This window comes from Pikeienuella piscinae (assembly GCF_011044155.1).
Classification (GTDB): Bacteria; Pseudomonadota; Alphaproteobacteria; order Rhodobacterales; family Rhodobacteraceae; genus Pikeienuella; species Pikeienuella piscinae.
Genome location: NZ_CP049056.1, coordinates 2,805,784 through 2,829,962, shown reverse-complemented (window position 1 = coordinate 2,829,962; position 24,179 = coordinate 2,805,784). Strand labels below are relative to the sequence as shown.

24 protein-coding genes are annotated in these 24,179 nt (G+C 67.1%); 12 read left to right on the top strand and 12 right to left on the bottom strand.

Going from position 1 to position 24,179, the window contains the following annotated elements:
* Positions 1-8: 8 nt before the first annotated feature.
* Positions 9-674 (bottom strand): hypothetical protein, encoded by a 666-nt coding sequence (locus G5B40_RS13420; protein WP_165099527.1) that lies wholly within the window; start codon positions 672-674, stop codon positions 9-11.
* Between the two features lie 151 nt (positions 675-825).
* Here G5B40_RS13420 and G5B40_RS13415 point away from each other — a divergent pair, with 151 nt between their 5' ends.
* Positions 826-1,731, top strand: a complete 906-nt coding sequence (locus G5B40_RS13415; RefSeq protein ID WP_165099525.1) for a pirin family protein — start codon at positions 826-828, stop codon at positions 1,729-1,731.
* 20 nt (positions 1,732-1,751) lie between these two features.
* Here G5B40_RS13415 and ade read toward each other — a convergent pair whose 3' ends face one another.
* Together ade and truA are read right to left on the bottom strand one after the other, a co-directional pair.
* Positions 1,752-3,536, bottom strand: a complete 1,785-nt coding sequence (gene ade, locus G5B40_RS13410) for an adenine deaminase (protein ID WP_165099523.1) — start codon at positions 3,534-3,536, stop codon at positions 1,752-1,754.
* A 29-nt stretch (positions 3,537-3,565) separates the two neighbouring features.
* On the bottom strand, positions 3,566-4,333 hold the full coding sequence (gene truA / locus G5B40_RS13405; protein WP_165099520.1) for a tRNA pseudouridine(38-40) synthase TruA: 768 nt from the start codon (positions 4,331-4,333) through the stop codon (positions 3,566-3,568).
* Positions 4,334-4,432: 99 nt separating this feature from the next.
* Here truA and G5B40_RS13400 point away from each other — a divergent pair, with 99 nt between their 5' ends.
* The 7 genes from G5B40_RS13400 to G5B40_RS13370 all read left to right on the top strand — a co-directional run bounded on the left by G5B40_RS13400 (position 4,433) and on the right by G5B40_RS13370 (position 13,009).
* Positions 4,433-5,848 carry a YcjX family GTP-binding protein gene (locus G5B40_RS13400; protein WP_246209515.1) on the top strand — a complete coding sequence of 472 codons (1,416 nt, stop codon included), beginning with the start codon at positions 4,433-4,435 and terminating at the stop codon, positions 5,846-5,848.
* Entirely contained in the window at positions 5,845-6,840 is a 996-nt protein-coding gene (locus G5B40_RS13395) for a YcjF family protein (protein ID WP_165099517.1), read from the top strand. The genes G5B40_RS13400 and G5B40_RS13395 overlap by 4 nt, the downstream gene beginning before the upstream one ends.
* A gap of 72 nt (positions 6,841-6,912) precedes the next feature.
* On the top strand, positions 6,913-8,841 hold the full coding sequence (locus G5B40_RS13390) for a diguanylate cyclase (protein ID WP_165099515.1): 1,929 nt from the start codon (positions 6,913-6,915) through the stop codon (positions 8,839-8,841).
* A 99-nt stretch (positions 8,842-8,940) separates the two neighbouring features.
* Positions 8,941-10,332, top strand: a complete 1,392-nt coding sequence (mgtE, locus tag G5B40_RS13385; RefSeq protein WP_165099512.1) for a magnesium transporter — start codon at positions 8,941-8,943, stop codon at positions 10,330-10,332.
* Positions 10,333-10,399: 67 nt separating this feature from the next.
* The gene (locus tag G5B40_RS13380; RefSeq protein ID WP_165099509.1) at positions 10,400-11,311 is read left to right on the top strand and encodes an AAA family ATPase; all 912 of its coding nucleotides are present in this window, start codon (positions 10,400-10,402) and stop codon (positions 11,309-11,311) included.
* A complete protein-coding gene (locus tag G5B40_RS13375) occupies positions 11,308-11,685 on the top strand; it encodes a VOC family protein (RefSeq protein WP_165099506.1) in 378 nt (125 codons plus the stop codon). Before G5B40_RS13380 ends, G5B40_RS13375 begins: the two co-directional genes overlap by 4 nt.
* Positions 11,678-13,009 carry a vWA domain-containing protein gene (locus tag G5B40_RS13370; protein ID WP_165099504.1) on the top strand — a complete coding sequence of 444 codons (1,332 nt, stop codon included), beginning with the start codon at positions 11,678-11,680 and terminating at the stop codon, positions 13,007-13,009. Before G5B40_RS13375 ends, G5B40_RS13370 begins: the two co-directional genes overlap by 8 nt.
* On the opposite strand, the gene G5B40_RS13365 is transcribed toward G5B40_RS13370, so the two are convergent.
* From G5B40_RS13365 to rpe, 5 genes are all read right to left on the bottom strand, one after another.
* A complete protein-coding gene (locus G5B40_RS13365) occupies positions 12,987-14,567 on the bottom strand; it encodes a sensor histidine kinase (RefSeq protein WP_211907328.1) in 1,581 nt (526 codons plus the stop codon). The two genes, G5B40_RS13370 and G5B40_RS13365, sit on opposite strands and share 23 nt — an antisense overlap.
* The gene (locus tag G5B40_RS13360; protein ID WP_246209513.1) at positions 14,564-15,328 is read right to left on the bottom strand and encodes a response regulator transcription factor; all 765 of its coding nucleotides are present in this window, start codon (positions 15,326-15,328) and stop codon (positions 14,564-14,566) included. Before G5B40_RS13360 ends, G5B40_RS13365 begins: the two co-directional genes overlap by 4 nt.
* 172 nt (positions 15,329-15,500) lie before the next feature.
* A complete protein-coding gene (locus tag G5B40_RS13355) occupies positions 15,501-15,845 on the bottom strand; it encodes an antibiotic biosynthesis monooxygenase family protein (protein ID WP_165099502.1) in 345 nt (114 codons plus the stop codon).
* Positions 15,846-15,961: 116 nt separating this feature from the next.
* On the bottom strand, positions 15,962-16,621 hold the full coding sequence (gene gph, locus G5B40_RS13350) for a phosphoglycolate phosphatase (RefSeq protein ID WP_165099500.1): 660 nt from the start codon (positions 16,619-16,621) through the stop codon (positions 15,962-15,964).
* A gap of 175 nt (positions 16,622-16,796) precedes the next feature.
* The gene (gene rpe, locus G5B40_RS13345) at positions 16,797-17,489 is read right to left on the bottom strand and encodes a ribulose-phosphate 3-epimerase (protein ID WP_165099498.1); all 693 of its coding nucleotides are present in this window, start codon (positions 17,487-17,489) and stop codon (positions 16,797-16,799) included.
* A gap of 172 nt (positions 17,490-17,661) precedes the next feature.
* Here rpe and G5B40_RS13340 point away from each other — a divergent pair, with 172 nt between their 5' ends.
* Positions 17,662-18,450 (top strand): enoyl-CoA hydratase, encoded by a 789-nt coding sequence (locus G5B40_RS13340; protein ID WP_211907327.1) that lies wholly within the window; start codon positions 17,662-17,664, stop codon positions 18,448-18,450.
* Positions 18,447-19,613, top strand: a complete 1,167-nt coding sequence (locus tag G5B40_RS13335) for an NADH:flavin oxidoreductase/NADH oxidase (protein WP_165099493.1) — start codon at positions 18,447-18,449, stop codon at positions 19,611-19,613. Before G5B40_RS13340 ends, G5B40_RS13335 begins: the two co-directional genes overlap by 4 nt.
* A gap of 14 nt (positions 19,614-19,627) precedes the next feature.
* Here the strand turns inward: G5B40_RS13335 and rlmH are convergent, their stop codons facing one another.
* From rlmH to G5B40_RS13315, 4 genes are all read right to left on the bottom strand, one after another.
* Positions 19,628-20,089: a 23S rRNA (pseudouridine(1915)-N(3))-methyltransferase RlmH gene (gene rlmH / locus G5B40_RS13330; protein ID WP_165099491.1), complete on the bottom strand. Its 462-nt coding sequence runs from the start codon at positions 20,087-20,089 to the stop codon at positions 19,628-19,630.
* 13 nt (positions 20,090-20,102) lie between these two features.
* Complete coding sequence (gene rsfS / locus G5B40_RS13325; RefSeq protein WP_246209510.1) at positions 20,103-20,495, bottom strand: ribosome silencing factor; 393 nt, start codon at positions 20,493-20,495, stop codon at positions 20,103-20,105.
* 211 nt (positions 20,496-20,706) lie between these two features.
* Positions 20,707-21,801 carry an NAD(P)/FAD-dependent oxidoreductase gene (locus G5B40_RS13320; RefSeq protein WP_165099488.1) on the bottom strand — a complete coding sequence of 365 codons (1,095 nt, stop codon included), beginning with the start codon at positions 21,799-21,801 and terminating at the stop codon, positions 20,707-20,709.
* 3 nt (positions 21,802-21,804) lie between these two features.
* The gene (locus tag G5B40_RS13315; RefSeq protein WP_165099485.1) at positions 21,805-22,683 is read right to left on the bottom strand and encodes a branched-chain amino acid aminotransferase; all 879 of its coding nucleotides are present in this window, start codon (positions 22,681-22,683) and stop codon (positions 21,805-21,807) included.
* A 268-nt stretch (positions 22,684-22,951) separates the two neighbouring features.
* On the opposite strand from G5B40_RS13315, the gene G5B40_RS13310 reads away from it, so the two are divergent.
* Together G5B40_RS13310 and G5B40_RS13305 are read left to right on the top strand one after the other, a co-directional pair.
* Positions 22,952-23,431 (top strand): MarR family winged helix-turn-helix transcriptional regulator, encoded by a 480-nt coding sequence (locus G5B40_RS13310; RefSeq protein WP_165099483.1) that lies wholly within the window; start codon positions 22,952-22,954, stop codon positions 23,429-23,431.
* A gap of 10 nt (positions 23,432-23,441) precedes the next feature.
* Complete coding sequence (locus tag G5B40_RS13305; protein ID WP_179961579.1) at positions 23,442-24,155, top strand: response regulator; 714 nt, start codon at positions 23,442-23,444, stop codon at positions 24,153-24,155.
* Positions 24,156-24,179 lie beyond the last annotated feature (24 nt).

Here is a 24,179-nt window from a genome sequence, read left to right as displayed (position 1 = left end):
CGTTCCGGTCATCGCATTTTCAGGCAGCGGCGGACCTCATCCTTCAACGCCGCCACTTTCGCCCGGTTTTGCTGGCATTCCGCCAACCGGCGCTGGAACTGCGCGCGGTTCTTCCTGAGCTTCGCGAAGATCCACGCCTCGTCATCGTCAGCGCCGGAGAACTCCCTCTCGATCCGGTCAAGAAGATCGACGGTGCAGTCGATGCAGGTTTTCAGTCCATGATTATATGCGCCGAGTTCATCTTCAAGCGATGATCGGATCGCCGCGAAGAATTCGCGCGCACGGGTCGCATCCGTATCGGAAAGGATAACCATGACGTCATTGGCGTAGTAGTCGAATGCTCCGCGCCGCATGGCCATCTCGTGCAGACCCAACCGTCCGGCGCGGTCTTGACGGCGGCGAAGGCTCGCCGCCTGCTCGGTGCGCGAGAGCAGCCCGACCGCCTCGGGCAGCGTTATCGTCCCCGTTTTTCGACCGGTTTCGAGAATCCGGATCGTTCTCCCGTAGGCGTCGATAAAGTGACCGATCTCAGTGATGAGACGGTCCTGTTCGGTGAGGTATTCGGCGCAAAAGGCGTCGATCTCCGAACTGAAAAAGGCGGACCGCCGGGCGTCCATCCTTTTCAGGATCGGCGTGATTTTCGGTACCGCTTCAGTGAAGACGCTCCAATCCATCGCCGCCCCCCCTACCCACCTCTTGGCGGGGCCCTAACCTAGCATATGCCCAACAGGATCGCGACGCCGCCGACATATTGTTTCCATTCTCAACATTATTCCGCGGCTCTCTCCTGACTATCTTGGACGCAAAGCTGCAAAGGAGTCAGCCATGTCGATCCGTCCGATCAGCCGCGCGACCAAGGGCCAGAAGACACTGGAGGGCGCCGGAGTCCACCTCTCCCGCGCCTTCGGTTTCGGCGACCCGAAGGAACTCGACCCGTTCCTGCTGCTCGACGACTTCCGCAACGACGACCCCGCCAAATACGAGAAGGGGTTTCCCTGGCATCCGCATCGCGGCATCGAGACGATCACCTATGTGCTCGCCGGCGATGTCGAGCATGGCGACAGTCTCGGCAACCGGGGCGTCCTTGGCGCCGGCGACGTGCAGTGGATGACCGCCGGACGCGGAATCATGCACCAGGAGATGCCGAAGGGCGATGCGATGGGTCGGATGCACGGCTTCCAGCTCTGGGCCAACCTGCCCGCGGCCGAGAAGATGACCGCGCCGCGCTATCAGGACGTGAAATCGGCCGACATCCCCGAGGTCACCGACGACGACGGCGCGAAAGCGCGCATCGTCTGCGGCGAGTTCTGGGGCAAACGCGGCCCGGTGGACGGCATCGCCGCCAATCCGCGCTATGTCGATATCTCCATGCCTCCGAACCTGACGAAGACCTTCAAGGTGGAGGTCGATCGCCACGCCTTCGCCTATATCTTCGCCGGCAAAGGCGATTTCGCCTACGCCTCGAAACCCTTCGGCGTTTTGGTGGAGAAGGAGATCGCGGGCGAGGAGATGCATCTGCGTGACATGTCCGGCGACCGCACGCTCGTGGTCTTCGACCGCGGCGACGAGGTGTCGGTGAAGGCCGGGCCGGAGGGCGTGCGCTTTCTGCTCGTCTCGGGAAAACCGATCAGGGAGCCGGTCGCATGGCACGGGCCGATCGTGATGAACACCCGCGCCGAACTCACGCAGGCGGTGACCGAACTGAAGAACGGGACGTTCATCAAGAGCTGACGACGTGGCGCGGTTCGAGGTCAGAGGAAGAGATCCACCTTTTCGAACCGCGTCACGTCGATCAGGCCGAGATCGGAAATCCGCAGTTCCGGGATCACCACCAACCCGAGAAGCGAGTGCTGCATGAAGGCGTTCTCCAGCCGACACCCGGCCTCGGCCATCGCCGCCAGCAGTCGGTCGGCCTTCTCCGCCACCACTTCGGCGCGCTCCTCCGACATCAGCCCGGCGATCGGCATTTCGATCAGCGCCCTTTCCTCGCCGCCGGCGAAGAAGGCGACGCCGCCGCCGACCTCCGCCAGCCGGTTCGCCGCCAGCGCCATGTCGGGTTTCGAGGTGCCGACGACCAGCATCTGGTGGCTGTCATGGGCGACGGTGGAGGCGAGCGCGCAGGGAACGTCGTAGCCGAAGCCGGAGACGAAGGCGTTGACGACGACGCCGGTCGCCCGGTGACGTTCGACCACGGCGATCTGACAGGTCTCCGCGTTCATCGCGACGATCCCGTCCTCGACCGGCAGGTCTGCCTCCAGCGCCTTCGTCGGGGCCTGGTTCTCGACCACGCCGATGACGCGCGCGCGGACCGAATTGGCGCCGTCGGGCGCTGCAATGTCGAAATTTTCGGCGGCGAGCGGCCGCTTCAGGCGAACCGTGTTCTTCGCCGCCGCCGGGTACGCGTAGGCCGGAATATCGGCGACCAGCGCGTCGTCCTCGGCCATCAGCGCGCCGCTGGCGTAGACCCGATCGATCGCGAGCGTGGGCAGATCCCTGACGATCAGGAAATCCGCCCGCCGTCCCGGCGTGATCGAGCCGAGTTCGCGCTCCATGCCGAAATGGTCCGCGGCGTTCAGCGTCGCCATCTGGATCGCGGTTATCGGCGCCAGCCCCTGTTGGATGGCGTGGCGCACCACCCGATTCATGTGCCCGTCGCGCACCAGCGTGCCGGAATGGCTGTCATCCGTGCAGAGGATGAAACTCCGCGAATCGAGCCCCTGCTCCGTCACCGCCTTCACCTGTTCCGCAACGTCGTGCCAGGCGGAGCCGAGCCGCAGCATCGCCCGCATGCCCTGCCGGACGCGGGCGATGGCGTCCTCGGCGCGGGTGCCTTCGTGGTCGTCCGCCGGCCCGCCAGCGGCGTAGGCGTGAAAGGGCGGACCGAGATCGGGCGAGGCGTAATGGCCGCCAATGGTTTTCCCGACCGCCATCGCCGCCGCGATCTCACCCGCCATGCGCGGATCGTTCGCGGCGACGCCGGGAAAATTCATCACCTCGCCGAGACCGACGATGTTCGGCCATCTGACCGCCTCCGCGATCTCGTCCGGTCCGAACTCCGCTCCCGGCGTCTCCAGCCCTGGCGCGGAGGGAACGCATGACGGCGCCTGCACGAAAACGTTGATCGGCGCCGCGACCGCCTCGTCATGCATCAGCCGCACGCCGTCGAGCCCAAGGACATTGGCGATCTCGTGCGGGTCGATGAAGAGCGTGGTGGAGCCGTGCCGGACGACGGCGCGGACGAATTCGGTGACCGTCACCATGCCGCTCTCGACATGCATGTGCGCGTCGATGAGACCGGGAACGAGATAGCGTCCCGCCGCATCCACCACTTTGGTTTCCGGGCCGATGCAGTGCGCGGCGTCAGGGCCGCAATACGCGAAGCGCCCGGCCACGATGGCGATGTCGGTCGCGGGAATGATCTCGCCTGAATGAACGTTCACCCATTTCCCGTTCCTCACGACCAGTTCGGCCGACACGCGGCCGGCGGCGACATCGACCAGGCGAGTGAGGGTCTGATGGCGGGGAATGACGGACATCTCGATCTCCGGTACTGGTGAGCATCTTATCACGTCTGCGGCGCGGCTCCGACGACGGAAGCGTAACGCACTTCGGCGAGGTAAAGCCCGTCGGGCGGCGCGACCGGCCCGCAAGCCGCGCGATCGCAAGCTTCGAGCGCCGCTTTCACATCGCCCGGCGCCCATGCGCCGGCGCCGACCCGCTCCAGCGTGCCGACGAAGCTTCGCACCTGGTTGTGAAGAAAGCTTCTGGCGCGGACATGGACCGTAATCTTGTCCCCGTCGCGCTGAACGCTGATCTCATCGACCGTTTTCACCGGGGATTTCGCCTGACACATGGACGAGCGGAACGTGGTGAAGTCGTGGTGACCGACGAGATGCGCCGCACCTTCTCGCATCGCCTTGACGTCGAGCGGGTTCCGCACCTTCCACGCCGTCCCACGCTCGAATGTGAGCGGCGGACGGCGATTGACGATGCGGTAGAGGTAGAGCCGTTCGGTCGCGCTGAAACGCGCGTGGAATTCACCATCCACCTTTTCCACCGCAAGCACCGCGACCGGGGCCGGACGGAGGTGATGGTTCAGCGCTTCGCGCAGACGGAATTCATCCCACTCCCGCGCCAGGTCGACATGCGCGACCTGGGCCAGCGCGTGAACGCCCGCGTCGGTTCTGCCCGCGCCCTGCACGTGGGAGAATACGCCGGTCAGCGCCTCGACCGCGGTCTCCACTCTCTCCTGGACGGAGGGCTGATCGGCCTGGCGCTGCCACCCGGCGAAGGGCGCGCCGTCATATTCGAGGGTGAGCTTGTAGCGCGGCATGGCTCAGCGATTACTCCCTAAATCCTTGCGCGGAAAGCCCGCCTCTTTCCCTCGCCGCGGCCTGACGCCATATTCCGCCCTTCGGAGAGGGAGACCGCCTTGGGCGTCGCGGACATCGCTGACGACATCATCCGCCTCGCGGAGGAAGCGCGCGACAGCGCCGCGGAGATGCTGTTCGAGCCGCGGCTCCGGCTCGGCGTCACCGGGCTGTCGCGGGCCGGCAAGACCGTCTTCATCACCTCGCTGATCGCCAACCTGCTGCAGCGCGGGAGAATGACCCAGCTCCGCGCCGAGGCCGACGGGCGGCTGATCGCCGCCGCCGTGCAGCCGCATCCCGACCGGGAGACGCCGCGCTTCGACTATGAATCGCACCTCGCCGCGCTATCCGCGAATCCGCCGCGCTGGCCGGAAAGCACGCGGCGGATCAGCCAGATCCGAGTCTCGCTCCGCTACCGGCCGACCGGGTTCCTCGCCGGGCTGACTGGCGATTCGACGATGCATCTCGACATCGTCGATTATCCGGGAGAGTGGCTCCTTGATCTCGCACTGCTCGATCAGGATTTCACCCGCTGGTCGCTGAAGGCGCTGAAAGCCGCCGAAAACGCTTCACGCGCTCCGCATGCCGGCGAATGGCGCGCGCTGATTGCGGCGCGGGACCCGGCCGAACCTTTCGAGGAAAGCGCAGCGAGACCGCTCGCCGCCGCGTTCACCGCGTATCTCGGAGCCTGCCGCAAGGCCGGGCTCTCAGGGCTCGCCCCTGGTCGCTTCCTGATGCCCGGCGATATGGAGGGCTCGCCCGCCCTGACCTTTTGTCCGCTGCCGCCGCCGGTCGGGCGCGATCCGCTGCATGCGGAGTTCGCGCGGCGGTTCGACGCCTACAAGCGCAGCGTCGTGAAACCCTTCTTTCGCAATCATTTCGCCCGGCTCGACCGGCAGATCGTGCTCGTCGACCTGATGACCGCCCTGAACGACGGCCCGGCGGCGGTCGCCGATCTCTCCGACGCGATGAAGGAGGTGCTCGGAGCGTTCCGGCCGGGGCGAAATTCGTGGCTCGCCTCGATCCTCGGGCGGCGGATCGACCGCATTCTTTTCGCCGCGACGAAGGCGGATCATCTGCATCATCTCGAACACGACCGCCTGACAGCGATCCTGAGCGCGCTCCTGAGCCAGAACCTCGCGCATGCGGCCTTCCGGGGCGCCGAAACCCATGCGCTGGCGATCGCCGCGCTCCGCGCAACCGTTGAGCAGGAGGGCGACGGGATTCGCGCGGTGAGGGGGCGATTGGAGGCGACCGGCGAGGAGGCCGCCCTCGATCCGGGCGAATTGCCGGCCGACCCGGCCTCCGTCCTCGCCGCCGCCCGCGCGGCGGACGCCGGGCCAGCGGGGACGGGCTGGCTCGACGGCGCATTCAAAGTCATGAATTTCGCGCCGCCCCGGCTCTCGCGCGGCGAGGGGCTGCCGCATATCAGGCTCGACCGCGCGCTCGAATTCCTGATCGGGGACAGGCTGACATGAGCGACTCCACCCGGCGTGAACCGAAGTTGATCGTAGACGGACTGGAAAACCTGCCCGCCGCGCCGAGCGGCCCGGACGAGGCTCCGGAGATCGACGCAGAAGAGGCCGCGCCGCCCGCCTCCACGCCCCGAATCCGAGCCGGCGGCGGACTTACAGGGCTCTTCTGGGCCGCGCTCGCCGGTCTTGTCTCGATGGCGCTCGGCCTCTGGGCTTTCGAGGTGGTCGAGGCGCTGATCTTGCGCAATGTCTGGCTCGGCCGGATCGCGCTGGCGCTCGCGCTTCTCTCCGCAGCGGCGCTGATCCTCATCGCACTTCGGGAGATCGCCGGGCTGGCCCGGCTTCACCGCATCGACGGGCTGCGCGCCGCCGCAATCCGAGCGCGGGCGACGCGCGAGCGTGCGGCGGCGTCGAAAATCGTTGATGCGCTCGACGCGCTCTATCGCGGGCGATCCGAGCTCACCGCCGCGCACGCCGAGCTGACCGAAAAGCGCGGCGACGTCATGGATGGCGATGCGCTCCTCGATCTCGCGGAGAGAACGCTGATGACGCCGCTGGACCGGGAGGCCGAGGCCGCCGTACGGCGCGGCGCGCGCGACGTGGCGGCGGCGACGGCGATCATCCCGCTTCCCGCGCTCGACGTGCTTGCCGCGCTCGCGGTCAATCTCCGGATGATCCGCGCCATCGCGGCGGTCTATGGCGGCCGCGCCGGCTGGCTCGGTTCATGGCGGCTTCTGCGCGCCGTCGCGGCGCATCTGATCACGGCGGGGGCGATCGCGGTCGGCGAGGACATGATCGGCCCGGCTTTCGGCGGCGGCGCGCTCGCGAAACTGTCCCGCCGCTTCGGAGAGGGGGTGGCGAACGGCGCCCTGACCGCGCGGGTCGGCGTCGCGGCCATCGATGTCTGCCGGCCGCTGCCGCACCACGTCCGGGCGCGACCCGGCGTCTCGACACTGCTGGGCGGCGCGCTCAAGGGGCTCTGGCCATCGAAATGACGCCGCGCGCGCTTTCTTAACCTTTTGCAAAGAGACTCGCGCGAAACAGGCGGCCAGGCCGAAGGACGGGCGATGAAACATTTCGATCAGGCGAAAGCGTATGACGCGAAGGACGAGGCGCAGGTCCGCCTTGCCGCGCCGCTGCGCGACGCCGGCTCGCGGGCGCTGATCCAACAGACGATGGACGAACTTCCCACCGGCGTCGTCTTCTGGGACGCGCGGGGACGCTGCGAATTGGCGAACCGGCGCACCGCCACGCTCCTTGGCATCGACGGCCGGCGACCCCGACGCGGGGATCGGTTCGCCGACCTTCTCAAGCGCGCCGTCGAGGCGGGCGCGCTTTCCGCCGAATCAGGCGCGAAGATCGAGGCGGCGTTCAAGGAAGGAGCGGAGCTCGATTTTGACTGCGTCGCGCCGTCAGGGCGCGCGGTCATGGCGCGCATCCGGCCACGCTCGGATAACGGGCGCGTACTGACGCTCACCGAGATCACCGATTTCCGGCTGCGCGAGGAAAAACTGACCGCGGAGAAGGCGCGCGCGGAGAAGATGGAGCGTCGGCTCGGCGCCGAACTGGCGCGGCTCAACGCCGAGAAGGCGGAGGTCGAGGCCCGGCAGGAGGAGCTGCAGCGCCTCAGCCTGGTCGCAGCCCACGCCAAGGATCTCATCGTCATCACCGACCCGACCAATCGAATCGTCTGGGCTAACGAAGCGTTCCGCCGGCACAATGGCCTCGACCTCGAGATGGACCTTCTCGGCCGGTCCGGACGCGACGTTCTGGCCGGCCCGCAAAGCGAGCCCGAAAAACTGGCGATGATCGACGAGGCGGTGCGCAACCGTCAGTCCGTTACGCTGGAGCTGATCTGCCACCGCCGCTCCGGCGCGCCATACTGGATGGAGCAGGAGATCATCCCGGTCTTCGACAACAAGGGCGCGCACACCAATTTCATCATCGTCGGCCGCGACGTCTCGGAGCGAAAGCGCGCGGAGGCCGCCGCCGCCGAGGCCCGCCGCTTCGAGGACATGAAGCGCAGAGAGGCGCGTATGCTCGCCGAGTTCAACGAATGGCTGCAATCGAGCGATACGCTCGAAGAGCTATTCGTCGTCGTCAGTTCCTTTCTCGCCAAGCTCCTGCCGGGATCGAGCGGCGCGGTCTACACCTACGGCGCCGCCCGCGACACCCTGCAACGCGCCTGCGCCTGGGGCGAGGGCGCGAAGGTTGACGACCTGGAGCCATCCGACTGCTGGGCGCTGCGGCGTGGGCGCGCCTACTTTCACGGCGACAACACCATCGATATCGCCTGCGCGCATGTAATGGCCGCGCGCGGCGGCGACCCGCCGGAGCGCCAATACTGCCTGCCGATCATCGCGCATGGCGACACGGTCGGTCTGCTCAGCGTCGAACTCGACGCCGGGGCCGGGCAGGACACGCAGAAACTGGTGAACTTCTGCGCGGAGCACATCAGCGTCGCCATCGCAAACGTGAAGATGCGCGATCTGTTGCGCGAGCAATCGACCCGCGACCCGCTGACCGGGCTCTACAATCGCCGCTTCTTTCTCGATTATGCGAAGCGGGAGCTCGGCCGCTGCGTGGCGCAACGCCGCCCGGCGGCGCTCATCTCGCTCGATGTCGATCATTTCAAGACGTTCAACGACAACTACGGCCACGACGCGGGCGACGCTGTGCTCCGCGCGCTGGCGACGGTGCTGCAGAAGCTCTTTCGCGAGGCGGACGTGCCATGCAGACTCGGCGGCGAGGAATTCGTGGTCATGATGCCCGGCTGCGGCGCCGAGCGCGCAATCGAGCGCGCGGAGCAGCTTCGGAAAGCAGTGGAGGCGATGCGCCTGCGCCACAGTGGAGAATCATTGAAGGTCACCATCTCACTCGGACTCGCGGCGCTCACGGACGGCGCGGAGACGCTTCAGGATCTGATGCTCGCAGCCGATGAGGCGCTCTACAAGGCCAAGGCGGAGGGGCGGAACCGGGTGCGGACGGGGCGCTGACGCGGCCCGGCGCGGAATTTTCGACCCGCCCCGCCCTCGCGAGGTGGCGTCAGCCCTGCTTCCCCGCTATCTGACGCGCATCGAACAGCGAGGCGCGTCATGTCCGAACCAAGCGAACGCCCGGAAGCCGAGGACGAACGCGAGGAGGAGGCCTACGCGCTTGGCGTCGACCTCGTCGCCGGCGTCGTCGATGCGCTGGCCGAAGGAGACGACGCGGGGGTGCGCGCCCTCGTCGCGCCGCTCCACGCCGCCGATTTCGCCGACCTTCTGGAGCAGATCGACAGCGACGACCGCGCCGGACTGATCCGCGCCGTCGGCGCCGAACTGGACGCGGAGGCGCTCTCGGAACTGGACGAGAGCGTTCTCGACGAAGTGCTTTCCTATGTCGACCCGGCCGTGCTCGCCGCAGCGGTGAAAGAGCTGAACTCGGACGACGTCGTTTACCTCGTCGAGGATCTCGAGGACGAGCACAAGGCCCGGCTGCTGGGGGCGCTCGACGACGACGAGCGCGTCATCGTCGAGCAATCGCTCGCCTATCCGGAATATTCCGCCGGCCGGATGATGCAGCGGGAGCTGGTGAAGGCGCCCCCGTTCTGGACCGTGGGCGACATGATCGATGCGATGCGCGCGGCCGAGGAGCTGCCGGACCCGTTCTACGAGGTCATCGTCGTCGATCCCGGCATGAAGCCCATCGGCACGATCCCGGTCGGCCGAATCATGGGAACCACGCGCCCGGTGCCGCTCGCCGAGATCATGTCGGAGGATTTCCGCGCCATCCCCGCGACCCAGAAATCCGAGGACGTCGCCTACGCCTTCAGCCAGTATCACCTCGTCTCCGCCCCGGTGGTGGACGAGGACGGCCGCCTCGTCGGCGTAATCACCATCGACGACGCGGTCGAGGCGATGGACGAAGAGGCGGAGGAAGACATCCTTCGCCTTGGCGGCGTCGGCGACGAAAGCATCTCCGATCGCGTCCGGGACATCGCCAGATCGCGTTTTCCCTGGCTCGCGGTCAATCTTGTGACCGCGGTGCTCGCCAGCATGGTGATCGACGTCTTCGAGGATGTCATCGCCGCCTATGTCGCTCTCGCCGTCCTGATGCCGATCGTCGCATCGATGGGCGGCAACGCCGGCACGCAGACGCTGACCGTCGCGGTCAGGGCGCTGGCGACGCGCGACCTCACGGCCTCCAACATGTGGCGCGTCGTCCTGCGCGAGACGCTGGTCGGCCTGATGAACGGGCTCGGCTTCGCGATTCTGATCGGGATCATCGGCTATCTCTGGTTCTCCGACGCCATGCTCGGTTTCGTGCTCGCCATCACCATGATCGGTAATCTGCTCGTCGCCGCGCTCGCAGGTATTCTGGTGCCGATCACGCTGGACCGCTTCGGCGCCGACCCGGCGCTCGCGTCCGGCACCTTCGTCACCACCGTCACCGACATCGTCGGCTTCTTCCTCTTCCTCGGGCTCGGCGGCGCGCTGCTGCTCTGAACTCCCCGCCCTTGAAAAAACCGGCGCGAGGGCTTCCATTGCCGGCCAGCATGCTTTGCGAGGATTCATGACCGTACCGCCTAAGACCATCGAAGAGACGCAGACGCTGCTCGCCTCCGAGGACTATGTCTGCGGCAGGGCGCTGGCGACGGTGACTTATCTCGCGCTCACGCTTGGAAAGCCGCTTTTTCTCGAAGGCGAGCCGGGCACCGGCAAGACCGAGATCGCGAAAGCGCTTTCCGCCGGCCTCGGCCGGAGGCTGATCCGGCTTCAGTGCTATGAGGGTCTCGACGCCGCCTCCGCCGTCTATGAATGGAATTTCGCCGCGCAGATGATCGCGATCCGAACGGCGGAGGCCGCGGGCGGCGCCGATCAGGACGCGCTGACGGCCAATCTCTTTTCCGAGCGCTACCTGACCGAGCGCCCGCTCCTCGCGGCGATGCGACCGCAGGCGGGGGGCGCGCCGGTCCTGCTGATCGACGAGCTCGACCGCACCGACGAACCCTTCGAGGCGTTTCTCCTAGAAGCGCTTTCGGATTTTCAGGTGACGATCCCCGAACTTGGCGCGGTGAAGGCGCCGGAGCCGCCAATCGTCATCATCACTTCGAACCGCACCCGCGAAGTGCATGACGCGCTGAAGCGCCGCTGCCTCTATCACTGGGTCGGATACCCGGATTTCGACCGCGAGATGGAGATCGTCCGCGCCCGCGCGCCCGAGGCGACGGAGACGCTGAGTCGCGAGGTCGTCGCCTTTGTCCAGCAGCTTCGGACCGAGGATCTCTTCAAGCGCCCGGGCGTCGCGGAGACCATCGACTGGGCGAAATGCCTGATCGCGCTCGACGCCGTCGCGCTTTCGCCGCAGGTGATCTCCGACACGCTCGGCGCAATCCTGAAATATCAGGACGATATCTCGGCGATGCAGGGCTCGGAGGCGAAGCGCATCCTCGATCAGGCGAGGACGAAACTGGAACCGGCGTGAGCGGCCTCGTCAGCGGGCTCGACCATCTCGTGCTCACGGTGCGTGACGTGGAGGAGGCCGTGGCGTTCTACGCCTCCGCGCTGGGGCTCGAGGCGATCACCTTCGGCGCCGGGCGGCGCGCTCTGAAGATCGGCGTGCAGAAGATCAACCTGCAAACCCTCGGGCAGGAAACCCGCAACCACGCCTGTATCGGTTCGGGCGATTTCTGCCTCGTCACGGAGGCGCCGCTGGAGGACGTGATCGCCCGGCTTGAGGCGGCGGACATTCCGATCATCGAGGGGCCGGTCGAGAAATCCGGCGCGCGCGGCCCGATCCTCTCGGTCTATTTCAACGACCCGGCCGGCAACCTCATCGAGGTCTCGCGCTATGTCTGAAGCGCGCTACGCCGATCTGCCGATCCGGAGCGACGGCAAGCTTGCCGCCAACATCGCGCATTTCGCGCGCGCGCTGCGCCGCGCCGGCATGCCGGTCGGGCCAGGGCGGATCCTCAGCGCTGTGCAGGCGGTGGAGGCGGCGGGGTTCTCGTCGCGCGACGATTTCTACTGGACGCTCCACGCCTGCTTCGTCTCTCGTCCGGAACACCGGGAGCTTTTCGGCCAGACATTCCGGCTTTTCTGGCGCGATCCGCAGTTTCTCGAACACATGATGTCGATGCTCATGCCGCAAATGCGCGGCACGCAGGAGGAGCACAAGCCCGACGCGGCGGAAAAGCGCGCCGCCGAAGCCCTGCTCGACGACGCGGAGCGCCCCGACGCGCCCGAGCCAGAGGGCGAGAAGGAGGAGATCGAGATCGACGCGGCGCTCACCTTCTCCGCCGAGGAGAAGCTGAAACGGCAGGATTTTGAGCAGATGACCCTCGCCGAGCAGGCGGAGGCGCTCCGCGCCATCGCCCGGCTGGAGCTGCCGCTGAAACCGATCGCGTCGCGACGCACACGGACGTCCATGCGCGGCCGGATGATCGACGCAAGGCGGACATTGCGCGCGGCGATGCGCTCCGGCGGCGAGATCAGATCGCTGGCGATGCGCGAGCGGCGCGAGCGTCCCCCGGCGCTGATCGCGCTCTGTGACATCTCCGGCTCGATGGCGGGTTATTCGCGGATGCTAATGCATTTCCTTCACGCCGCCTCCAACGCCAAGGGCGCAGGCTGGTCGGACGTGCATTCCTTCACCTTCGGCACGCGACTGACCAACATCACCCGCCATCTGAAGCTCCGTGACGTCGACAGCGCGCTGAAACGAGCCGGCGCGGAGGCCGAGGACTGGGAGGGCGGCACGCGGATCGGCGCCTGCCTTCGCCGCTTCAACCGCGACTGGTCGCGCCGGGTGCTGGGACAGGGCGCCGTGGTGATCCTGATCACCGACGGACTCGACCGAGACGACCCGATCGTTCTCGGCCATGAGATGGAGCGCCTGCGTCTTTCCTGCCGAAAACTGATCTGGCTCAACCCGTTGCTGAGATGGGACGGCTTCGCACCCAGGGCGCGAGGGGTGCGGGCGATGTTGCCGCGCGTCGACAGTTTCCGCGCCGCGCATTCCGTCGCCAGCCTCGAGGCGCTGGCGGCGGCGCTGAGCCGACCGGACGACGCCGGCGACAAGGCGCGCCTGATCCGGATGATGGCGGAGTCGTCCCCCGTCGCGGAACAGAAGCAGGCGGCTGCGCCGGCCGCCCCCAGCGTCAGCGATCCGCTTCGGGGCTGACCGACGCCGGCGGCAGATCGATCTCGAAAACCGCGCCGCCAGTTTCGGTTCCGGCGCCGAGCGCCACGGCGCCATCATGAGCCTCGATCAGCGCGCGAACGATGGCGAGCCCCATGCCTGTGCCGCCTTCGGCGCGGCGCGTGGTGAAGAACGGGTCGAAAAGCTTTCCACGGTTCGCTTCCGATACGCCCTCGCCATCATCGGCGACGCGAATCAACGCGCGGCCGGCCGCCGCCCGGACAGCGATCTCCAGTCGCGTCGCGCCATGCCGCGCCGCATTATCCGCGAGATTGCCGAGTACCGCAGAGAGCTTTTCATCACGCATCGCAACTGGCGTGTCGACATCGCCGTTCAGTTCGATTTTCACCGGCGCGACGAGGCCGGCCGCCGCCGCCCGCACGGTCGCGACGCCCGGCGCGCCCTGCGTCTCCGCCTCCGCCCGCGCGAGGTCGAGAAGCCGGCGCACAAGTAGCGTCATCCGTTCCGCGTCCGCGGCGATGTTGGAAAGAAACGCGCGTCGCGTCTCCGGCGCCATCTCGGCCTCGGCGTCGCGGACCAGTTCCGCCGCGCCCTGGATCGCGGTCAGCGGCGATTTCAGCTCATGCGCGACATGCGCCGCGAAGGCGGAGAGGCTTTCGGAGCGGTCGCGAAGCTTCCGCGCGCTCCGCAGGAAAATTTCGGAAAGCTCCGCCACCTCGCGCGTGCCGTGATAGCGGAGAGGGCGCATCGCTGCGCGCTCGCCCGCGTCGATCCGGCGGGTGCGCACGGTCAACTCGCGGATCGGGCCTGTGATGGCGCGGGTCGCGACGAACCCGAACGCCAGGACCGCGATCAGCGTCGCCAGCGCAGCGAGCGCTAGGCTCCGCCGTTCCGCCCAGGCGACCTGAAGGATATGCGCCGGCGTGCGCGAGGCGTAAATCACGCCGGCGACGCGGCCGCGATCGATCACGGGAAAGGCGATGAAAATCCGCAGCGACGCGCCTTTCGTCACATAGTAGATTAACGGCGCCGGGCGGGCGCGCAGCCTGGTGCGAAGCTGCTGCGCAAGCCGGCCGCGAAGCGCCTCCGCCACTTCGGGAACATGCGCGAGGGAGCCGCCAGCCTCGGCCCCGGTCAGGGCCACGCCGGCGGGGTCGAGCGCCTGAATCCCGGCCAACGTGCGGCGCTCCGTCTCGTCAATCAGCGGCTCCATCTCCGCGCCGATCGCGCGCCAGTCCGGCGCCACTGGCGGCGCGGCGCGCGGCGCGGACCGCGGCGGCAGGACCGGGTCGGAGGCGAGGTCGAGCGACGCGCCGGACGGCGCGAACGCGGCCAACCCTTGCGCCTCCGGGGCGCGCGCGCCAAGCGCGTCGAGCGGCAACGACGCCGTTCTCTCCCGCATCATCGCCGCCAGCGCGGCGGATTGAGCGATCAGCTCCGCCTCTGTCCTGCGGATCAACTGGTTCTCGAATACCCGAAAGAAGAAGAGTCCGGCCATCGGCGTCGCCATCGCGATCACCAGCATCAGGATGACGATAGCCCGGATTGGCGGGCGGTATTTCCGCCGCCCCTCCCTCACGCGCCGTCGGTCGCGGGAACGCAGGGACCGATCCGGAAGCCGACGCCGTGCACGGTCTCGATCGCGGGTCCGGAACCCGCTTCCGCCAGTTTCTGGCGAATGTTGCGGATATGGCTGTCAATGGTGCGGCCGGAGACGTGAACGTTAAGCCGATAGGCGGCGGCGGCCAGGTCATCCCGCGCGACGACGCGGTCTTTCCGGCGGATCAGCGTCGCCATCATCGCGAACTCTAACGGCGTCAGCTTCAGGGGCGCGCCATCGAATTCGACTTCATGCTGCTCGGGCCGGATGGTGAGCGCGCCATGACTCAGCACTTCCGCCTCCGGCGCGGGCTCGGGCGCCGCCCGCTTCAGGATCGCCTTCACCCGCGCGACCAGCTCCCGGGGAGAGAACGGCTTGCCGACGTAATCGTCGCCACCGATCTCCAGCCCGAGAATGCGGTCTATCTCATCATCGCGGGCGGAAAGGAAAAGAATCGGCGTGCGGTGCGTGCGGCGGATTTCGCGGCAGACGTCCAGCCCGTCGGCCTCCGGCATCCCGACATCGAGAATCAGAAGGTCTGGCGCGGATTCGGTGAAGCGGGCCAGAGCCTCGGCGCCGTCAGCGGCCTCGATCACCTTCAGCCCCTCGCGGACGAGCGCGAAGCGGATCACTTCCCGGATGTGCGGGTCGTCGTCGGCGATGAGAATGGTCGCGTCCATCGCCGCACTATGCGGCGGAAACTCGGCCCGGTCGAGATGAGCGACGGCTGCGGCGGCCATGAATGAGACTCCCCGGTCTGTGGCGCGCAGCCCGGCGGCCCTGAGAAATTCCAGGGAGGGGGGATCGGTCCACCGGGCCGCGCATGGCTATATCTGGGCCGGGAACCTGCCGTCGCAAGGGCGCGCTCGTGCGGGTTTCGCGCGCGCTTTCAGCAGATTATGCGCAGGCGGTTCAGCCGTGCAGCGCACGGCTGTCCTCAGGCGCGCCTTCGCGCTCCTTCATCCCGTAATCGCGAAGAACGGAGGCGACGCGAATGCGGTAATCCGCGAACATCCGCTCGCGTCCCGCCCGCTGCGCGGAGCGGTGCCGCGTCAGCCGGCGCCACTCATCAAGCGCCGCCTCGTCGCGGAATGTGGAGATCGAAAGAATCTTGCCCGGCGTCGACAGGCTTTCGAACCGTTCAACCGAGATGAATCCGTCGATCGCGTCCACAAGCGGACGCATCTCCGCCGCCATATCGAGATAAGCGTCCCTTTCCCCTTCACGAGGGAAAACCTCGAAAATGACGATGATCATCTGGCTCTCCTTCTATGACGGGCGGCGGGCGGCGTCAGCGTATCAACGCGATACGCCGCCCGCCATAGGCCCGGAGCGGTGTGACCCGAGACATAAGTCGCAGCCCGATCCGCCGCTTAGGTTCCCGCGTCCGCGCAAAGCCGTTCGACGAGATCCTCGAAGCGGTCGAAGACGAAATCGGCGCGGAACTCCGCCGCCGGCTTCCGGCGGTAGCCTCCGCTGAAGAAGTGGAACGGGACGCCCGCATTCGCCGCCGTCGCTTCATCCGTTTCGCTGTCCCCGACAAAGACCGCCGCGCCGCCGCCAAGCTGTTTGATCGCGGTCAGGAGCGGCATGGGGTCCGGCTTCATCCGCTCCAGGCTGTCGCCGCCAAGGACGACGCGAAACCGTTGACGCAGCCCGAGCGACGCCAGGATCTGCTCGGTGAGCGCGATCGGCTTGTTGGTGGCGACGGCGAGCGCAAGACCCGCGGAATCAAGCCGCGCCAGCGCCTGCTGAACGCCTTCAAATGGTCGGGTGAGCGTCGCCGGATTCTCCGCATAGGCGCGGGTGAACATCGCCAAGGCTGCGCGCAGGCTCGCCGTATCATGGCCGCCGGTGGCGTCGAGACAGCGCTCCACCAGCTTCTCGACGCCGTCGCCTACAAAACCGCGCACCGCGGCTGGATCGAGCGTGGGTCGCCCGAGCGCCGCAAGCGTGGCGGCGACGGCGGCGTGGATGTCGAACACGCTGTCGATCAGCGTGCCGTCGAGATCGAAGACGACGGCGCGCGTCACGCGGTCCGCCTTTTGATCGCGCGGCCCGTCGGGACCGTCCGGCCCGCCCCCACGACGCTAACCTCATCGCGGCCCGTGATGCGTCCTGTGGCAGTGAGCAATAACGATTTCGACCTCTTCAACCCGAATACGCGTATTTGAATTCGCGTGTGTGGGCCGGCATCGTCTCCCCCGCTCACTTCCGCGCGGCTTCCGCCGAGTCGCGAATAGCGCGGATATTTTTTCCATAGGGCGCGGGGTTGGCCGCCGAGCCGCCCTTGAAGACGGCGGAGCCCGCGACCAGCACGTCGGCGCCCGCCGCCGCAACCAATGGCGCGGTTTCAGCCGTCACGCCGCCGTCGATCTCGATATGAACCGGCCTTTCCCCGATCATCTCGCGCAGACGCCGGACTTTCGGCGCCATCGCCTCGATGAAACTCTGCCCGCCAAAGCCCGGATTGACCGTCATCACGCAGACAAGATCGATGCGGTCGAGCACATACTCGATCGTTTCGGGCGCGGTCGCGGGGTTGAGCGCCACGCCCGCCTTCGCGCCGAGATCGCGGATCGCCTGGAGCGTCCGGTCGAGATGCGGTCCCGCCTCCTGATGCACGGTAATGATGTCGGCGCCAGCCGCGCCGAACGCCGCGAGAAAGGGATCGACCGGCGCGATCATCAAGTGAACGTCCATCACCGTATTCACATGCGGGCGGATCGCGCGGCACACCTGCGGTCCGAATGTAATGTTTGGCACGAAATGCCCGTCCATCACATCGACATGCACCCAATCGCAGCCTTCCGCCTCGATCGCCCGGCATTCGGCGCCGAAATCGGCGAAATCGGCGGCGAGGATCGATGGCGCGATCTTTATGGCGCGGTCAAATTTCATTCTGGTCGATCCTTTCCTTGCATCGCCGCCACACCGGATGGCGCCACACCGGTTATCGCGATCCAGAAGGCCGCGTCCAGCCGGCGTTCCGGGCCAAGCCTTCCCGCCACGCGGCGCATCGACGATTGCGCGCGCTGCGCGGCCGGCTATCCTCGCCGCGGGGGAGGGTTTGATGGACGATCTTGTTCTCGTCGAGACATCCGAAGACGGCGCCGTCGCCACTGTGGTGATGAACCGGCCGGAGGCGCTTAATGCGATCTCGGTCGCGCTGGAAGATTCGCTTCTTTCCGTTTTCCGACGGCTGGCCGGCGAATCGGCTGTGCGCGCGATCGTGCTGACCGGCGCAGGGCGCGCATTTTCCGCCGGCGTCGATTTGAAAGAACTGGGCGCCGGCGCGCGAGAGGGGCGCGACTGGCGCGGCCCCGATACGCTCGCCGGCGCGATGCGTTGTTCGAAAGTTCCGGTCATCGCCGCGGTGAACGGCTTCGCGGTGACCGGCGGGCTGGAGCTGGCCTTGCAGGCGGATTTCATCGTCGCGGCCGAGGGAGCGCGCTTCGCCGACACGCATGCGCGGGTCGGCCTCACCCCATCCTGGGGCATGACGCAGATCCTGCCGCGCCTGATCGGCCCAGCGCGCGCCCGCTGGATGAGCCTCACCGGCGGCTTTATCGACGCGGCGACCGCGCGGGACTGGGGACTTGCGGTCGAGGTGACCCCGCCCGAAGCCTTGCTGGCGCGCGCCCGCGCGCTCGGGGCCGAGATCGCGGAGACGGATCCTGTCGCGATGGGCCGAATTCGCGGGTTGATCGCAGCCGGCGAAGGCATGCCGTTGAGAGAAGCACTGGCGTTGGAGACGAAGGTGTTCGATGAACACATGGCCACGCTCGCGCATGGCGCGGTGGAGGCGAGGCGCAGCGTCGTTCAGGCGCGTGGACGGCGCATTGCAGGAGAGAGTGAATGACCAAGCCGATGCTCTTCACCCCGATCACGCTCAGGGGTCTGACGCTGAAGAACCGCGTGGTGATCGCGCCGATGTGCCAGTATTCCGCCATCGACGGCCTGGCGAACGACTGGCACTTCGCCCATCTGGCGAAATTCGCCATGGGCGGCGCCGCCGCCGTTCTGACCGAGGCCGCCGCGGTGCAGGAGCGTGGCCGCATCACGCACGGCGACCTCGGCATCTGGTCCGACGCCCATGCGGAGGCGTTGAAACCTGTTGTCGCGTTCATCAGGACGCAGGGTGCGGCGCCGGGCATTCAACTCGGCCATGCCGGGCGCAAGGCCTCAATGCAGCGGCCCTGGTTCGGCAACGGACCGCTCGGCGCGGAGGACGAGGCCCGTGGCGATACGCCCTGGACGGTAAACGGCGCCTCCGCGATCCCGCTCGCCGAGGGGTGGCTGACGCCGGTTGAAATGACAGCGCGGGACATCGCGAAACTCGTCGAGAATTTCGTCGCCGCAACGCGGCGATCGAATGCGGCGGGCTTCGAGTTCATCGAGCTTCACGGCGCCCATGGCTATCTCATTCAATCCTTCCTCTCGCCGCTCTCGAATCGGCGGACCGACAAATGGGGCGGCGACCTCGCCGGTCGAATGAAGCTGGCGCTGGATATCGCGTGGGCGGTGCGGGAAGCATGGCCGAAGGAGAAGCCGCTCTTTTTCCGCATCTCGTCGATCGACGGAATCGAGGGCGGCTGGGAGATCGAGGACAGCGTCGCGCTCTGTCATGAGCTAAAGAGGATCGGCGTCGATGTGATCGACTGCTCTTCGATGGGCAATTCCGCGGGCGGCGCGACGGCGAACCCGATGGCGCGCGGCGCCGGTTTCCAGACGCCGTTCTCGAAGCGCATCCGCGCCGAAACCGGCATCGCGACACAGGCGGTCGGGCTGATCCTCGACGGCCCGATGGCGGAGGAGGTGCTGCAGGACGGCCGCTCCGACCTGATCGCGATTGGACGCGAGGCGCTTTACGACCCGTTCTGGGCGCATCATCAGGCGCGGGAGATGGGAGTCGAGGGCTACGACGCCTGGCCGGAGCAGTATGGCTGGTGGCTGGAGCGGCGCGAGGGGGCGATTCGGCGGATCAACGAGAACCCGGACGGACGCAAGCTGCCGGCGGCCTGAGAGCGCCAGCGGCGTCAGTCCCGATGATAGGGCGCGCCGGAGAGGATGCTGGCGGCGCGGTAGAGCTGCTCGGCGAGCATCGCGCGCGCGAGCATATGCGGCCAGACCATCGGCCCGAAGCCGAGCAGCCGGTCGGCGCGGGCGCGGAGCGCGTCCGTGTGACCGTCGGCGCCGCCGACAAGAAAAACCATGTCGCGCCGTCCTTCGTCGCGCTTCGCGCAGATCAGCCCTGCGAAGGCGCGGCTGCTTATCGCTTTCCCGCGTTCGTCCAGCGCGACGGCGAAGGCGCCGTCGGGAATCGCATCAATCAGCAACCGGCTCTCGCCGACGCGCTTCTTGTCCTCGATTTCCTGCAATCGCGCCGGGCCAAGGCCAAGACCGCGTCCCACGGCGTCGAACCGCGCCAGATAGTCGGCGACAAGTATCGCCTCCGGCCCGCCTTTCTGACGGCCGATAGCCAGTATCGCGATGCGCACGGCTTGGCCCGGCTCAGGCCATCCGCGCCGGCGTTTCGGCGACCTCCGGCAGCCACATCTTTTCGAGCTGGTAGAACTCGCGCACCTCGGGCCGGAAAATATGGACGATCACGTCGCCCGCATCGATCAGCACCCAGTCGCCCGCGTTCTTGCCTTCGATCCGGGCCGAGCGGCCAAGCTCCTGCTTCAGCGACTCGACCAGATGATCGGTCAGCGCCGAAACCTGCCTCGTGGAGCGGCCGGAGGCGATCACCATGTGATCGGCCATCGCGGATTTGCCGCGCAGATCGATCGCAACGATCTCCTCGGCCTTGTCCTGATCGAGCCTGTTCAGAATATGGGCGAGCAGCGCATTGACTGCTTCTTCACCGCCGCTGCCGGGCGGCGTCACGGTCGGGCGCGTCACGGCGCCCGCTTCAATCCGTTCATGCAGAACGAGATCCTCCTCGATATCGCGCCATGGCGGCGCACCCGTAACATAGCGAAAAACCCGCCTGTTCTCAACCAGCGCTCACCGCATGCGGCGAAAAACACGCGGCCGCCGCCCGAATCCGAGCCATGCTCCCGCCCCTGAATGTCCAATATGCGGGTTCCGCGGCGCCGGCGGCCCGGGCCGGTCAGACGAAGCGGTCGGGCGAGAGGAGGGCGGCTGCGGCGCCGAGCGCGGGCGCCCGATCAAGCACGAGATCGGCGGTGAGCGCCGAGAACGCCGGCGCGGTCTGGATACCGTAGCCGCCCTGACCAGCGAGCCAGAAGAAGCCTTCACATCCGGGGTCGAAGCCGATCACGGGCTCGCCATCGGGCGAGAAACTCCTGAGTCCCGCCCATGTCCGCTCCACCCGCGTCACCTCGAAAGTGACGGCCTGCTGGAACCGGTCGATTCCTTCCGCCAGCACCATATCGTCGGGCCAGATATCGCAGGCTTCGACCGGGTCTGCGTCAGCGGGGGAAACCATCAATTTTCCGCCGGTCGGCCTCGCGTACCAACCTTCGGCGGCGTCGGCGCAAAGCGGCCAGTCCGAAACATCGTATTCCGCAGGCGCCGGGACGATCGCCGCCGAACGGCGCTTCGGCTGTATCTTGATTGAAGACGCCCCGGCCATCGCCGCCACCGCGCTCGCCCACGCGCCCGCGGCGTTGATCAGGATCGGCGCTTCGAACACGCCGGCGGGCGTCTCGGCCCGCCATACGCCCGATTCCCTGCTGAGCGCAGTGACGCCGGCGTCAGTGACGATCCGCGCGCCGCCGTCCCGCATCCACCGCCTGAAACCACCCGTCAGAAGGTCGATGTCGATATCCCGCGCGTCCAGCTCATGCGCCGCCGCGACGATCGGCTGGCGTTTCAGAATCGGCGCCAGCTCCACGGCCTCGTCGACCGTCACGGGCTTCATCCCCGGCGTCGCCGCCAGCATGGCGTCGAGTCCGCCGCCGACATAATCGAGATAAAGCAGGCCGCGCGGGGTGAGAAGCGGCGCATCCGCAAAGCCGTCTGGCGGCGTTTCGTAAAACGCCTCCGAAGCGGCCGTCGCCGCACGCACGCCCGGCGGACCATATGACTTGATGAATACCGCGGCCGAGCGCCCGGTCGAGTGGAGGCAGGGCGCGCGCTCGGCCTCAAGCACGATCACCCGCGCTGAAGCGGCGAGATGGGCGGCGGCGCCAAGGCCCGCGACGCCGGCGCCGACAACGAGTACGTCTGCAGTTTCAACCATGGCTCAGCGGTTGCCACGCACGAGTTTCTCATAGTCCTCGGCGATGGCGCGGGTCAGCGCGCCCACCTCGAAAGTGTATTCGCCGATCTGGCCGACCGGCGTGACCTCGGCCGCGGTGCCGGTCAGCCAGCACTGCTCGAAGCTCTCCAGCTCGTCCGGCATGATGTGCCGCTCCACGACCTCGACGCCGCGCTTCTTAAGAAGATCGACGACAGTCTGCCGGGTCAGGCCGTTCAGGAAACAGTCGGGAAGCGGCGTGTGAACCACATTGTCCTTGACGAAGAAGACATTGGCGCCGGTCGCTTCTGCGACATAGCCGCGATAATCCATCATCAGCGCGTCAGAACAGCCCTTCGCCTCGGCGGCGTGCTTCGACATGGTGCAGATCATGTAGAGTCCGGCGGCCTTGGCGTGGGAGGGGATCGTCTCCGGGCTCGGCCGCTTCCACTTCGAGATGTCGAGCTTCGCACCCTTCATCTTCGCGTCGCCGTAATAGGCCCCCCAGGCCCAGACCGCGACCGCCATATGAACCGGGTTCCGCGCCGCCGCGACGCCCATGTCGGGGCCGGAGCCGCGCCACATGAAGGCGCGGACATAGCAATCCTCGAGCCCGGAAGCCCTCAGCGCCGTCGCTTTCGCCTCGTCGATCTCCTCAGCCGTGTAGGGCGAGGGAATGTCCATCGCCGCGGCGCTGGAGAGGAGGCGGAGACTGTGCTCGTGGCCGCGGAAGATCACGCCGCCATAAGCGCGTTCGCCTTCGAACACCGAAGAAGCGTAATGGAGCGCGTGGGTGAGCACATGCACCTTCGCCTCACGCCAGGGGACCATCGCGCCATCGAACCAGATGACGCCGTCGCGATCGTCATAGGCTTCGCCGCCCATCTTCTTTTCCTCTCCGTGGCCCGCCCGCATTGGACGGCGAATTTCGCTGCACCGAGTTCGCGAATGTTTCGCAAATCGACGGCTTTGAGAAATGATATGTCTCCAAGCCTTGCGGTTCGCGTATCATTGAGGTATTTCTATGTCAACAACACTGACATAAAATATGACGGTGCGAACGGCTCGCGACTGACACGAAGAGGCGACAAGCGTGCAACACCCCATCCGCACCCCACCGGGGCCCCGGCCGCCCCCGTCCTCCGGCGCGGCCATGCGAGCGGATCAGCGGCTCTTCCTGACCGATGAGCAACTCAGAACCGGGATCGAGCTTCTGTTCTTCGCCTATCGCGATTTCATTGGCGATCCCGACCGGATTCTCGCGGACCGGGGCTATGGCCGCGCCCATCATCGGGCGATACATTTCATCCGGCATCGGCCGGGGCTGACCGTGGCCGAACTGATCGAACTCCTCGGCGTCACCAAGCAGTCGCTGAATCGGGTTCTCCGGCAACTGATCGAAGACGGGCTCGTGGAGCAGGCCGTGGGCGAGACGGATCGCCGCCAGCGGCGGCTGCATCTCACCGGGTCGGGGCGCGATCTCGAAGCGCAATTGTCCGAAACCCAGCGCGAACGGCTGCGACGCGCTTATCTCGACGCGGGGCCGGAAGCGGTTGCAGGATTCCGCGAGGTGCTGCACAGAATGATGAACGAGGGCGCGCGGCGCCTGCTAACGACTGCGACCGAACGGTGAGACCGTCCCGATGACACTGACGAGCGCGGATCCGCCGGCCCATATTCTCGTCGTCGATGACGACCAGCGGATTCGCACGCTCCTGCGGCAGTTCCTGGTCAAGCACGGCTATCTGGTGACCGAGGCGCGCGACGCCGCTCATGCGCGGCGCATCCTCGCCGGTCTCGCTTTCGATCTGCTCATCATCGACGTGATGATGCCAGGAGAGGACGGATTCTCGCTGACCGCCGCGGTTCGGAAAATGGCTGAAAGCCCGATCCTGCTGCTGACCGCGCGGGGCGAGACCGAGGATCGGATCGCCGGGCTCGAGTCCGGGGCCGACGATTATCTTCCAAAACCGTTCGAGCCGCGGGAGCTTCTGCTGCGCGTCGCGGCGATTCTCAGACGGGCGGCGATCATGCCGCTGAAGGATGAACCGCCGAAGACTCTGTCCTTCGGCGAAACACGCTACGACATCTCGCGGGGCGAGCTCTGGCGCGGCGAGGGGCTGGTGCGGCTCACATCGACCGAGGCGGCGCTGATGCGGGTCTTCGCCAAGGCCCCCAACGAAGCGCTGACGCGTGTGAGGCTGGTGGAGGAGCTGGGCGGCGCCGGCGGCGGCGCGCAGGAACGCGCCGTCGACGTGCAGATCACCCGACTCCGACGAAAGATCGAGAGTGACCCGAAGAACCCGCGCTACCTGCAGACCGTGCGCGGCGAAGGCTATATGCTGACCCCGGACTGAGCGCGCGGCTCGGCTTGACGCGAC